The organism is Bradyrhizobium huanghuaihaiense (assembly GCF_025200885.1).
Classification (GTDB): Bacteria; Pseudomonadota; Alphaproteobacteria; order Rhizobiales; family Xanthobacteraceae; genus Bradyrhizobium; species Bradyrhizobium huanghuaihaiense.
This window is the reverse complement of the sequence record NZ_CP104172.1, coordinates 8,563,728-8,577,163: the sequence shown is the minus strand read 5'-3', so window position 1 is coordinate 8,577,163 and position 13,436 is coordinate 8,563,728. Positions and strand designations below refer to the sequence as shown.

Below are 13,436 nucleotides of genomic sequence, written 5' to 3'. Positions count from 1 at the left end.
GTCTCCGCGCTGCCTTGGGTAGACTGGACATGAATTTGATGTTGAAGATTGTAGCGGTGGCAGCGATTTTCCTTGGAGAAGCGCTTTCGATATTCGCCGAGCTGATTGCCTCACGGCAATTTGGAAAGGCTGGCGGTGATCTGGCAATGCTGTTGCCGATGTTTCTCCTCATATCGTTCGGCATCCTCCTCGTGTTCGGATACGCGCTGGGCTACATGCATCTGAAGAATATCTGGATCATTGTCGCGATATCGGTGGGAGCTATTCTGGTAGTGGAACCGATACTCACCCTTCTGCTCTTTAGAGACGTGCCGACAGCCGGTTCGCTGATAGGGCTGATGTTCGGTGCGATGGGTGCGCTCGCTGCAATATTTCTATGAGGGTGATTTAACCGGCCTGGGCGCGGCCCGGCTTTGCGAGATGCTGAAGGCTGCGTAACGTCGATTCTGCTCAGTTCGGACGGGAAAATGTTGTTGCTGATGGCGTTCCGGCGTCTCGCCATAACCGTCTATGGCTGGTCACTTGGTAAGGTATTCGATTGAAGTCGGTCTACTCGATGGCAGGACGGTGTTGCCAGCGCAGGTCTGCCGATCGACATAGGCTAGCCATTTCTGCTTGGCCAAAATCGCCATTCAGGAGGCGAGCGCTCTCGTGGCTGCTCTCTAGCGTTTGGAATGACTTGGCCCAGATCGCGTGCACAGGCACGACATTGGGGCGGGACTATCTCGCCGGCAGGTAGTCGGGCCCCGGCCACGTCTCAGCTGATCAGATCGGCACTGATGCGGCTGTTCAGCAACACGAGGAGCTGCGATGGAAGTGGAACTCAAGGCGACATCTTCTTTCTCGGGCATCCGGATCAATGCTCTTGGTCAGCTAGTCGTCAGCTAGGCGGTCTATCCAGACAGGCTGCGCACTCTCGACTATTCGGAGATGAAGTATGAAAAGTATTGGGCGAGCTGATCCATCACAGGTGGAGGCGGCGGGCGCGGACAGAACCGGGGAGTTGAGCCGTGCGAGCCTGGAGCCTGGTCTGTTCCCTGGGGAACGCGGTCGATCCTTCGATGCCGTCGTGGAGCGGATGCGCTCTGGGCGTCAAGACAAAACCGCGGCTTCAGATGTGACGGCGCCAACGCGCAACGAGATCAAGACAGCAAAGCGAGATATGGACAGCCTGCTTGAGAAGTTTGAAACTTGCCGTGCAGCGGCCATGCAACCCTGCAACTCGCAACAGGCGCAAGGGCTGATCGATCGAGTGGTCGAAGCAGGCTCAACAGCTCTGGAGTATTACGCGAATCTGCCTGCCAACTTGGCGCGTCGTATCCTGCCCGACGATCAAGTTCGCCGGCTCCGCGATGACACGCTGGATGCGGGTAACCAATGTAACAAAGTGGCCACCCCGATCCTTTATTCACTTGAGAACAGGAGAAAGCAAGCAGAAGCCCTGCTCTACAATGTCCAAGACGCCGCTCCGCCCGACCAGCTGAGTCGCGTCGTTGCGGGCGTCGCGAACCAGTATGCTGCCTGCATGGAGTGGTGGGGAAAGAAGGCGCTGCGCTTCGAGCGGATGCAGTCAGTCTGTGCGGCTAGTGCCCACTTGCCAAGCAGCACGCCCGAGATGCGCAAGGCCGAAGAGGCCCAACTCAGGCTCAATACGGGCTGGGGGCTCAATACCAAGTGCATGTATCTGCAATCGCGGATCGCTCTCGCGCGGCTCTTGGTTGAGTCGCGAGCGAGCACGTTAGCACCACACGTGCGAGCCGCCCTCATGGACGAGGGCGGGAGGGTGCGTCTGCTCGGGACCTTTGTTGGAGATGTTTTTCCGGCATTTATTTCGACGGGCGACGCCGTTCGCGGAGGAGCGGTGCTCGACGCCGAGCACTGCGCCGTTCTGGAAGGAGTCATGGAACGCCTTTCGGAATTTGCATCCCAACTGAGCAGCATGCTTGCCCCCCTGAGGGAGGCTGGAACGGAACCTGACCTTCCGTTGCAGTTGCTGGGCGAGATCGTGGACGGTGCGTGGGTGACCGCGAACGACGTCATGCGGCTACTGGCATTGCAGCCCAAGACGGAAATGACGATTGAGCCGCCGGCTTGGGCTGCGCTACCTGAAAACACTGCCCTGCTGGGTGAAGGCACTCCAGTGCGCAGAAAGGGCAAAGCAAGGCGCGCAGAAGCCGCGGGCGAGGGGAGTTCGACCGCCAGCCCAACCCCGCCGCAACTCGTCAGGCCCGATGCCGCCAGGCCCGCGACGGGCAAGGTCATTGTGCTCTCGGATCTCGGTACAAAGAAACTCGCCACGGCGGAGGAGGCAGCCGCCTCATCCTCTGCGACCGATCACCTCGAGATGTGGCAGGCTCCGCCCGCTAGGAAAGCACTGCCGGGACTACTTGAGCGATTGGACGAGCTGCTGCAGTTCGATCTGCCGGCTCAGCAAAGGGCCGCCTCGCAAGTGCGGCAGATGAAGCCCGAGGACGCCGAATATGTCTTGGATCGCGTGATCAAGCGTTTGCAGACGCAGTCCTCCGAGATTAAGGCCTGTGTAAAGGCGCTGAAGGAGCCTCGACGAGAGGGCCTGCTCACGGCTGCGCAGGTGCCCGAAGTGCACAAAAAGATAGTCCGGCTCCAAAGGATGCGGTCCGAGGTTCAGGGACAGGAAAACTCATTGAATGACCGCAAGGCAGCAATCGCGAGCGATTGCCTGAAGACCTATGCGTTTCCATCGCAAAAATACCTTGTACAGCTACGGGAAGCAGGGGAACTGGCGTCAGTGGATCCACCTCACGCCTTGAAGGGAGAGCCAGGGACGCTGTTCGAAATCAAGCTGCAGCCCATGGCGTTGAGCAGTGGTGCGACGCCGAGGCCGATGTGGGTGCACATCCATACCAAGCGGCCGGTACATGCCTGGCAATTGGCCATGCTGGGCGATCGCGAATTCGCCGCTTGCCACGTAAAGTCCGACGAACAGCGCGGCTACAATCAGCACTGGCAGAGCGCTCGAGCCGCCGAGGGGCACGAGAATGTCGTGATCCACCGCGGCAAGCTCACCCCTGCGTTCTGTAGGTCCTTGTTGAGTACCGCGGACGGTCGTTACCCGTGGCCCCTCCTTCCCGATGCGGAGCAGATGGCTCGACTGGGAATCCAGTGAGCTGGTCGTCTTGCGGCAGTGTGAGGTTCAGTCGGGCGAGATAGTCCGCAAAGCCGCTACCCTCCCGGTCCCGCAGTGTCACCACGTGCTCGGGGCGGTCGAAGCCTTGCGGCTTGGCCTAGAGCTCAGCCGAACAAAGCCGCCGTAGTCCTTACATCAATAACTCGCTTGTCCATCTCGTCCGGAGTGTGCCGCAGGGGCCTTGGGAGCGCACTTCGTTCTCAAACCCGTGCAATTCACTGCGTCCCCGCGCGCAAGCGAAGTCCGGGGTACAATGCGCAGTATGCGAGTGCTCCGGGAAATGCGCGGACGACATTGAGTCGGAGAGAGGGCGGACCACAAACGGCTTCGCTTGTTCTTCGGCTCAATCAAGCCCGCGGAGATGTTCAAACTTATTCATTCCGTAGATAGAACCAATCACGAAAATCAATTTTACCATCGCGGGGTCGTCATATAGATCTCAGAGGACGGCTGGGCCTATACAAGAAGGACTCTCGAATGAAAAAATTGCTGTTTGTAGCTGCGAGTGTCGTCGCGCTTGCGACGGCGGCGGTACCGACTTTTGTCGCTGAAGTTGCCGCGCAACCGGTCGAAGCCAAGGTACAGGTAGCCGATACATCATATCCTGAATGCGAGGAGGACCCGTTGGATGGTATCTGCGATCTCTTCTTTTGCTTGACCGACCCCGCGTGCGTGAAGCCCTGACAACGGAAAGCAGACCAAGAACAGAATGAGGATAGAGGCCTCCTACACCGACCGCTCGTGGAGACAGCGGTCGCGTCCTCTTCGCGCCCTGCAGACGATGCAAGGCGGGCCATTTTCGGTGTTCTCTTAGGTGACAATTCGCGAGCAGGGCCACACATCGAGGTGAGACTAGTCAGGCGAGCACTGCTGACGCAGATCTTGCCCAATATAATTGGCTAACTCGGTTGCGAAGAGCACCGGGAAGGCAATCAGCGCCAAAGCCGCTGTTGCCGGGCTCATAATTCAGTCTACAAAAGACAGGTGGCCCGGCAATGGATATTCGGTTTTACAGCTAACGATGAGAATTGCTGAAGTTGGTATCTGTGAGTTCTATTGAAGCTGGCGCTGTTACCATCGATCTGGAACGCCTTCTTGTGCGGCGCGTACCATGCTGCTCTTGCAGCCGATGGCTCCAAACCCGTCTTTTGTAATGGGCCCTTCACGCCGTTTCGATTTCAGGTCTTAGGACTATCGTCCGATGGACCGCGCGCCACGATCTGATGGCTGACTGACGAAAGAGTACGCGCGCGGGGTGAACCACGCGAAATCCGGATGATGAAGTTATCCGCTGACGCTCGCCTGTAGGCGAGAGGGCCGGGATGGCGCTTAAAAAGGGTGCTTACTTGCTCTCTTTACTTAGGAGCTAAAGCTGCCGAGGCGGTTTGGGGGAATCCGGTGAGCAAGGCTCGCGAGTTTATCGATTTGGCTTAGAATGCGTTCACGCGGTCGAGCAGATCGAACGCCTGGCGCATCCCAGGATGTGGCTGAACTCACCTGGCGCAATATCGAGCGAAGGGGGATGGTATTTCGTAATCTGACTTGCACGCTGTGATCGGTGATATCTCCCGCTACATCGCAGACCGACTCAAAGCAGTGAACAAAGCTGACAGCGAATGGCGAAAAGCTACCCAGCTATAGCGGACCATTCTTCAGGAGGAAACGAACAGTTTGCGAGCCAACGCAAATTCAACAAGAAGGCGCGGTTGGACACAGGACTTCGTGCAAGCGAATGCTTCATCAAGACAACTGTTCCCCGTCTCTCAGGCCGATCTACATTGGTGCCAACGGTGTGAGGCGGCCGCGATATAGCTGGAAGGGACCCGTGATTACATCGTCCAGCGCCGTCCCATGACCCAGCCGACGAGCGGACCATGTCCCGGCTGGAGTCGTCGCCGATCGCTTTTTCACCGCGATCGCCAGATCAGAGCGGGCGCCACCTGTTCGGCGCCCGCCAATTTTGTCACAAACTCGCCACTGCACAGCAGCGCAGTGTCTGCGTCCGCCCGACAACTGCAGCGGGTTCTCTCATTTCTCTTTGCTGGCAAGGAGCGCGATCAGTTCAAGGGTTGAATGGGGCCCCAAGAGGTAGGCATCCTTATTGCACACGTTATCATGAGCTTCGTCGTGATACGTACAGCTACAGGTGGACTCGCGCACTGGTGGCTTGCCAGATCCATCAAGGTAGAGACGTGTGCGGAAAGTGTAACGCAATGTGCGCGAGCTACCTGGTCGAAATGTTCGCGCCCGGGATCGTACTCGAGACAGGGGCGAGCATGGTCAGGCAATTCACTCAAGAAAAACTGGAGCCGGTCCTCGTTCCGGCAGACGAACGCTTGACAAGCCGCGCCGTGTTGGGCGCAACGATCGGCAATATCCTAGAATTCTACGATTTCGGAACGTATAGCTTTTTCGCGATCCAGATCGGTCAGGCGTTCTTCCCGGCGCGGGACCCTTTCGCCAGCCTTATGCTGTCGCTCGCGACGTTTGGCGCGGGTTTTGTGACCAGACCGATCGGGGCCATCGTGCTCGGCTCGTACTCGGATCGAATCGGGCGCCGGCCCGCGATGACGGCCAGCTTTGCCATGATGAGCGCGGCGATACTTGTGTTGGCTGTTACGCCTTCGTATGAGACAATAGGAATTGCAGCTCCGTCATTGGCCATTTTTGCACGTTTGCTCCAGGGCTTCGCTCTCGGGGGTGAAGTCGGTCCGACTACTGCCTACTTGATGGAAGCGGCCCCGGCGCAAGCCCGCGGTCTTGCTGTCTCGTTTCAGCCTGCGAGCCAACAGATAGCTGCGACGGCCGGAGCGTTGGTTGGAGAAATACTCTCCCTCACCATGACAAGCGAGGCTCTCAATACGTACGGATGGCGGATCGCGTTTTTGCTCGGTGCCGGTACGCTGCCCTTCGGACTTTGGTTGCGGAGCGCCTTGCCCGAAACCTTGCACCGCCCCGAAGTCCCACCTTCCGTCGACCAGCCTGTAAGGAGATCGCCTGCCGCTCGCCGCATCATGAGCCTGGGATTCGTCATCTTGGCCAGTTGCACGATTATCACCTACGTCACGGGATATATGACCACCTATGCGCTGAGCACCCTGCAAGTTTCCGCGCCTCTCGCTTTTGCGACCCCGCTCGTCAGCAATACGGTAGGAATTGCTGCCGCACTGCTGGGGGGTTGGCTCGCGGACCGGGCCGGACGCCGTCACACCATGATATGGCCGCAGATCACTGCGTTGCTGATGACCTATCCGGTCTTCTCGTGGATTGCAGAGAGCCGCAGTGCACTCGCACTTCTTGGAGGCCTCGGCGCCCTCACCCTGATCGGAACGATTCCGTATAGTGCCTTCTATGTGAGTATGACCGAAGGTTTGCCCAAGAACATTCGCGGCAGCGCGTTCGCGACGATTTACGCTTTTGCGATAGCGATCTTCGGCGGCACGGCTCAACTCGTCGTCGCCTGGCTGATCCACGTAACCGGGAACGCGCTGGCTCCGGCCTGGTACATGCTTGCCGCTAGCGCAGCCGGGCTCTGTGCCATGCTTATGATGCCCGAAACCGCACCGCCGAAACTTCAGAGCGTTGCGAACAAGTGAAGCCCGTGATAGCGACGTGTTTAAAGGGCGCGGGCGCCGCCGCGAACTCAGGTTTGGCTCGGCGCGCCGGGATCGAAATAAAGCTAACTCGCCCGTCAACAAGAGCGAACGCGGGTTCCAGCGTCTAATCCACTCCGTCGTGGCAGGCTCGGTAGGGCGGTCTAATTTTCGGAGCAATCGGGGCAGGTGTCGCCGACCGAAGCCAAACCGTCACGCAGCTCGGCGAGAGCCTCCTCGGCGAGAATCTCTGCGGGGTACGAATCGGGTTAGATCGAAGGCGCGCTCGCGCGCATATGGATCGGCGCGATCCTGCATCCAGCCGTGCTTTTCGGAATCACGAATGGCGCCGGTCTCCTTCAGCAAGCAGATCGCCCACCCACGGAGCGTGCGGATTACGGGCCGACTTGCTTTCGTGCAGCACGATCACGTCTCATTGATAGCTTGATCTGCGTTTTGAAGCCGTCGCGAGGCACGCGAACACTGGCACCACTCTTGCTTGCTTCTGCGTCGCTGACGGGCAGATCTCAGTTGGAGATTTAGAATGTCTGAGTTGTCGAAGCGAAACCTTCTTGCGCTGCCCTTTGTGGCCATGATTGCGCCATTCCCGGCATCCGCGAAAGCGCCGATCTGGAGTTCGAGTGATCGATACGGCACCTATTCGCTTGATGGCTATTCCTGGAATAACGACGTATATGGCGAAGGTGCTGGCCCTCAGACGATCTCTGTACACGCGGTCGATCGATGGAGTGTGTGGTCGAACCATCCTGATAGCGGCGGCATCAAGAGCTATCCCCACGAGACGTTCAATGTTGGTAAACCGCTGAGCGCGATCAAGACCCTGACTTCAAGCTTCGATCAGAGCGTCCCGGCTCGCGGCCGTTGGAACTTCGCGTACGACATTTGGGACCGCTCGAATGCCTATGAGATAATGCTCTGGACCAATTACACCGGGAATCCCGATGGAAGCGGCGATGTCAAGCCCATTTCTTACAAGTACACCCCCACGGGGGGAGCCGCGATTCCAGTCTACACAGGCGTCGACGTGGGAGGGACGACTTGGAATGTGTTTGAAGGCTGGAACAACCACAAGGTCATCTCGTTCCTGCGCACGTCCAAGGCCAACACAGCGACCGTGGACATCAAGAGTATCCTGCAATGGATAAAGTCGAAAGAGTATTTCGGCGATATAGTCGTCGGCAGCGTCCAATATGGTGTTGAGATAACCTCAGCCCCAGGCGGCCTGAACTTCGACGTCAACCATTGGGCTGTGACCTCGAAGTGAATGCTTTGTGGCCATAGAACCCGAGCGCGGTAATCTCCGTGCGCCACGTAGTTCGCCGCTTCGACAGCGTGACGCAATGCGTTTCCGAAGCGGCTCAGTGTTGCGGCCCTTAGCACAAACCCACTGCCGCGGTTCGATCGAGCAGTTCGTGCGTCGGGTTGCCTACATTGAGCTCTACGTTGAAATTGCTCCGTGGAGGAAGGGGGGAGCCTACGGCGATCTGGGCCTGGCCGGGAAGCGATATCCGGAGGCGCCTTCAAGAACGCGCTGGTCGCGTCTTCCTCGGCGCTGCGCAACGGTCGTATCGGGAATCTGTGTCGCACTGCTTAAGTTCTTCAAGTAGTGGTCGCGAACTGGACCTTCTGGTAAGGGTGCAGCTTGATGGCGTGCCTCTCTCGCGCGTTCCGCGATCTTGCTTGTCAGTTCCTCCGTCTCGCGATCCATCTGAACTGGCGGCACCTTCGGCAAATTTGTCGATTGCTCGGCCATAGCTTTCTGTGTCTCTGCGTGCCAGGTCAGGGCGCCCGCATATCGATGCAGCCGAGGGTGTTGGCAGCTTTGTTTCCTCGCTTGAGAAGCAACGCCTTCTAGGTGTCGGAAATTTTGAGGCCTTCATCGTCTGTCGCTCCTCCCAGCTGAGAGGATTCGGCGGCGAAAACTCTAGCCAAAAATGGTCCAGTTTGACGGCCTCAGATCCCTTGAATCGCACGTAGCGTCAAGTTGTATCTCAGATGGGTGGGGACGGCCCCCGACCACGCCAAGGCTATCCAACGAGCGACAAGGATTGCGAATGTTTCACCCTTAGACTCACGCCGCAGGACTTCTGGGGTCAGCGAAAAAGCAGGGCGGTTTGAACGGCCTCAACGGCTCTTCATTAGCGATGGTGGCGGTGTTGTTCACCCGATGCAAGCCCGTTCCCCCGTTGGATGCACCTGGGAGCACCAACACGCCATTGCGCAAGTGGCGGCTTACGAATCGCCGATGCTGATCTCGTTACGAACGCGGCTGCGCCTTCAAACGCGGTCATGAGCGATCGCATTTAAGGCGGGCTAGCTTCGATCTCACAAGCGGTGAAATCCAGCGTGCCAAGCGATGCTCTTGTCGACGAGCGGAGCTGGAGCTCGCCACCGATCCAACAAACGATTAACATTTTGATGAACGAAATGGGAGCCATGATGACCGGCGAATCTTTCGTGATTTTAGACGGCGGACCGCGAGTGCGGACGCAACATCGTGAACAGCGAAACCTGCATGTTGGCGCCGACGTCGGCACCAGTGGCAGCGACGCGGCTTCTTGGGCGAGTTGCACAATCGCAGAAATGCCGCTCGATCATCGCCTCTACCCGTTCCGACCGCCTATTCCGCTTTGGACATACCCACCTCGTACTCGGCGGCAGAGCTTCGTGGCCCTGGCGGACGGCCTGCCATGGCGGTCTATCCTAGCAGCCATTTCGCCGCGGACCGGACCGCGCATGCCGTCCGGCATGAGCTATGCCAACAGGTGAGGCTCCCTTGGCCTCCTCAGTCAGGACGCTTGAACGGGCGAGTAATCATGGCTTTTGAGGCACAGCATCCAGTCTTCCAGGCCTTGCGCGAGCGTTTATTACTTGGCCATTGGCTACCCGGCACAGCCTTGAAGCCTAGCGACATTGCCGATGAGCTTCGCGTCGGAATTTCGCCCGTACGAGAGGCTTTGATACGGTTGACTGAGCGCGATGTGGTGCAAAATGTCGACCACAAGGGGTTCAACGCCAGGCCGATCGACCCACATCAAGCCATCCTGTTCTGCAATATGCTGTCGCAAATGTATGTCGATAGCATCAACGATTTCACCAAGGCGAAGCTGATTGATGAAGTGGCGGCAAGCTTCTGCAGTGAAATTAAGCCCATTTACGCAAGCAATGAGGATCCCGCCAAACTCTTCTTGAAAGTAGGCGAGTGCTATCGGCGCGCGTTGCTGGTCAAACAGCATCGCCACATTGCGGATCACGTCGCGGACGTCGTTTATGTCTACCTTTCACGCGCAATGGGAATACGTACGTACTACAGCGATTTGCTTGTCGAAAGCCAAAGTATTAGTGCGTTGATGGTCGAAGGACAGCACAAAGGCGCAGCCCGTGCCATCCAGGACTTTTTCAGACGCCGGGTCACGGAAGTTATGCGAGCACAGGCGAGGCTCTCGCGGATGCCGACCACGACAAATCTAGCACGTAGTCACGTGGACTTATCACGCCCCGGCGGTGCGTGATTGCTATGATCGTCGTGTCTGACGCGAGTTGCCGAAGTTCGTCGAAGATTCCGCGCTCGGTCTGCTCGTCCAACCCGGCCTCGTCGAGGAGCAACAGCCGGGGCCTTGCGATGAGTGCACGGGCGATCGCAAGGCGCTGCCTCGCGCCGCCGCTTAGCAATTGACCCCGCTCGCCGACGCGGTAGTCCAAACCGTCCCGCAAGGACGTCACCTTATCAGCCAGATGGACACATTCTAGGGCGCGGAACACGTCCGCATCGGAAAACGGGCGGCCCAGCAGAACGTTTTCGCGGATACTCAGATTCATCATCATAGGCTCTTGGGGCACGTAGCCTACGTGCGCCAGGTAATCTTCCGGATCGATCGTGGCCAGGTCCAGAGAGCCAACGCGTACCAGGCCGCTGTAGCCTTGATGCATTTTTAGTAGGAGTTGCATAAGCGTCGATTTGCCAGGAGGCGACTCGCTCATAACCAAACGAAAGCGCGCTGATGGAAATGGTGGGTGAGGCCGATATCGGCATAGTACGCTTGAGCATAGCGGGTCGTGCCGCTGTGGCATGGGCATCAAGCAGCGCCTGCAGCGGCCGGGCCATGCCACGCGCAACGATGATGTCCCGAATTGACATGCCGATGAGCTCGAAGGGGCGGTTCAGTTGAACGAGGATCATGCTCACCATGACGAGCCCACCTATCTCGCCTGACTGGTCATAGAGCCACGGCGAAAGCCCCAAGATCGAGGCATACTGAACGAACAAGAGGGTCGCTTGCAAAGTGCCATAGCGCAACCTGGCGCCATAGAACGAGAGCCAAGCTCGGCGCGTGGCGGCGGTCCGGCATATAACTCAGCTATCGTGAGCGCGGAACGCCCTGATCGAAATGATATTTTCGATTGCATTTCCTAAAACGTTCGAGCCCTCGTTACTCGATGCCTGCGCCTCAGCCTGATACACCTTTGTAACTCTATTGCTCTTCCACGCTATCAACACGACGACGGCGCCGTAGGCTAGAACGAACAGCTCCACAAACCAATTTTCTGCTCCACAGACGGCAAGGAACGAGAACGCAACATCGGCGACGCCGCCCATCAGCACTATCAAATAGAGCTGGATGTAGATCTTATTGGACTGGTGCCAACTCTCTACGATTACCGAAATCTTGCTCGGATTGTTTTGAACAAACAGCGATCCCTCGGCACTCACCAGAGCGTCCATGATCTTCTTGCTGGAGAGATTACGAACATCCTGTTCCAGCCTGTTCGACAGAACCGCCGTGACCTCCTGCAAGCACCGAGCAAGCGCGGCCGTAAAGGCAACAGCAACAACAAGCTGAGCGTAAGAAGCGGCGGCGCGCTGGCCAGCCGGGCGACGGCCCGTGAGAGCAGGAGCGGCCCGGCGACCGCGCTGGCAGACGCTGCAATGGTCGTGAGCAAGAAGCCCGCGACGAGATGGCGGGAAGATTGCAGGCTCGCCTTGATGATGTCCCATTGGAGCGAGGGCAAGAGCGGCTTACCCGAATTCATGAAGGTCCATCCAATCGGCAACAGCGCAGAGACGAACGAGTGCAAACGCTGAGTCGTAAGACAAATTGTCGATAGCTGAACGGAGGAGATCGCGGGAGATCAAGCCTTGCCGATACAATGCACTACGCTCGAGACGTGACACCAAGGCACCATATTCGTACCGTATTAGCATGTCGCGCCCCGCACCTTTGCCAACCCGATAGTAGATCACGTCGGGCAAGTGTTCCCGGAAGGCCTCCCGCTCAAGTGCACGATCAATTCCATTTGAGTGATGATGTCGACGAGCCGCGACGAGACCTGCCTTGATGAGCGGCCAGAACACAAACGCCTTTCGCTCTTCTACCGCAATGTCTCGTAGCGCGATGCGATTGAGCTCTGCATGACGCATGCCGAAGAACTGAAACAGTCGCGTCGTCGGCAGGTGGCGCAGGGACCTGGCGCCTGGTACGAGCTCTGCACCGAAATCCGGCCGCACTGACGCGACAGGCGACTCTGGCCGATGATCACCGAGCATATGCCGGCGTAAGTCCCGGCCGCTCCGACCGGTGATCACCTCGCGAAGAACACGCCAGACAGACGCTCGAGCCTGAATCGCAAGGCCGGCGAGCTCGCGCAATGCCTCTTGTGGCGATCGGGATTCGGCAAGCAGCTCTCTGGCCATCGTCAAGCGGCGCATTCTGAGAAATAGTTGATCGCCTCCATCTCCTGTGAGCACCAGGCGCGATCCTGCGGCCTGCGCAGCCTCGTGAAGTTGAGCCGTTGTGGGGATCGTGGCCGCTAGCTTACAAGGTCGCGGCGTTGGAGCCAGCAATTCTGACGATAGGTGGGTCATCGACGAGCGAGCATTCGTTTCGACATAGGTTGGCGCGCCGCCCACCTGCTCGGCTAGCGCGGCAAAAAAGAAGCGTTCGTCACCATTGACGTCCGTCTCTGAGTAGCTGTTCAGGAGGGAAAGGGGCTTGCCTCGATGAAGGTCGGCCGCAGCCAGCGCCACTACCGACGAATCAAGGCCCCCCGAACATTCAATACTGAAAGCACCGCCATAGCGGCGCGTTTTGTGAGCGACGCTCGCTGAGATCAATTGGCGAAAACTGGCCACGTCATCCTTGAAAGAGACCGCCGATGTGTTGAGCCTGGCTACGGCGTCCGCCAGAAGATCGACTTGCCGAAAAGTCCCACTTGAGACGATGAGCGCCGCGCCACTCAGTAGCTCAAAAATCCCACACAACCCTGTTTCCGGGGTCAACCAGGACGCGTTGCATATTAGGCCAGTCAAATAGCCAAAGTTGAAGGCGTGGCGTTGCGCCAAGGCGGCATCTGGCAGCCTCAGTCCCGCCCAGCACTCAATCTCATCATTTCTGACCTGGTAGAAGATGGAGAGTTCCGAGAAAGGGGGGCGTACGATCGCGATGCCACTTGGCGTGCGAACAATGAAAGCCGCATCGCCAGCGTACCGCTCCTGCAACATGGCGACAATCTCCGGCAGAGACGTGCCTTTGAATTGTGTTGGTTCCAATTCAGTCGGCATGCCGGTCTCGGTCTCAACAATATCGTTGAGCACCGTGATTTCTACGCGGCCGTTTACAATGATGGTGGCAAGCTCCTTCGCTGAATCCAAGAGACCG

9 protein-coding genes are annotated in these 13,436 nt (G+C 58.1%); 6 read left to right on the top strand and 3 right to left on the bottom strand.

What is annotated here, in order from left to right; genetic code table 11:
• Positions 1 to 38: 38 nt before the first annotated feature.
• From N2603_RS40105 to N2603_RS40075, 6 genes are all read left to right on the top strand, one after another.
• Positions 39 to 380: a hypothetical protein gene (locus tag N2603_RS40105; protein WP_260386526.1), complete on the top strand. Its 342-nt coding sequence runs from the start codon at positions 39 to 41 to the stop codon at positions 378 to 380.
• Positions 381 to 937: 557 nt separating this feature from the next.
• A complete protein-coding gene (locus tag N2603_RS40100) occupies positions 938 to 3,145 on the top strand; it encodes a hypothetical protein (RefSeq protein ID WP_260386525.1) in 2,208 nt (735 codons plus the stop codon).
• Between the two features lie 498 nt (positions 3,146 to 3,643).
• On the top strand, positions 3,644 to 3,850 hold the full coding sequence (locus N2603_RS40095; RefSeq protein WP_197957882.1) for a hypothetical protein: 207 nt from the start codon (positions 3,644 to 3,646) through the stop codon (positions 3,848 to 3,850).
• A gap of 1,592 nt (positions 3,851 to 5,442) precedes the next feature.
• Positions 5,443 to 6,762, top strand: a complete 1,320-nt coding sequence (locus N2603_RS40090) for an MFS transporter (protein ID WP_260386524.1) — start codon at positions 5,443 to 5,445, stop codon at positions 6,760 to 6,762.
• A 541-nt stretch (positions 6,763 to 7,303) separates the two neighbouring features.
• Entirely contained in the window at positions 7,304 to 8,044 is a 741-nt protein-coding gene (locus N2603_RS40080) for a glycoside hydrolase family 12 protein (RefSeq protein WP_260386523.1), read from the top strand.
• 1,552 nt (positions 8,045 to 9,596) lie between these two features.
• Positions 9,597 to 10,292: a GntR family transcriptional regulator gene (locus tag N2603_RS40075; RefSeq protein ID WP_260386522.1), complete on the top strand. Its 696-nt coding sequence runs from the start codon at positions 9,597 to 9,599 to the stop codon at positions 10,290 to 10,292.
• Here the strand turns inward: N2603_RS40075 and N2603_RS45140 are convergent.
• From N2603_RS45140 to N2603_RS40065, 3 genes are all read right to left on the bottom strand, one after another.
• Complete coding sequence (locus tag N2603_RS45140; RefSeq protein ID WP_425248956.1) at positions 10,201 to 10,710, bottom strand: ATP-binding cassette domain-containing protein; 510 nt, start codon at positions 10,708 to 10,710, stop codon at positions 10,201 to 10,203. The two genes, N2603_RS40075 and N2603_RS45140, sit on opposite strands and share 92 nt — an antisense overlap.
• A 424-nt stretch (positions 10,711 to 11,134) precedes the next feature.
• The gene (locus N2603_RS40070; protein WP_260386521.1) at positions 11,135 to 11,776 is read right to left on the bottom strand and encodes a hypothetical protein; all 642 of its coding nucleotides are present in this window, start codon (positions 11,774 to 11,776) and stop codon (positions 11,135 to 11,137) included.
• 21 nt (positions 11,777 to 11,797) lie between these two features.
• Positions 11,798 to 13,429 (bottom strand): asparagine synthase-related protein, encoded by a 1,632-nt coding sequence (locus tag N2603_RS40065; RefSeq protein WP_260386520.1) that lies wholly within the window; start codon positions 13,427 to 13,429, stop codon positions 11,798 to 11,800.
• Between the last annotated feature and the right edge of the window lie 7 nt (positions 13,430 to 13,436).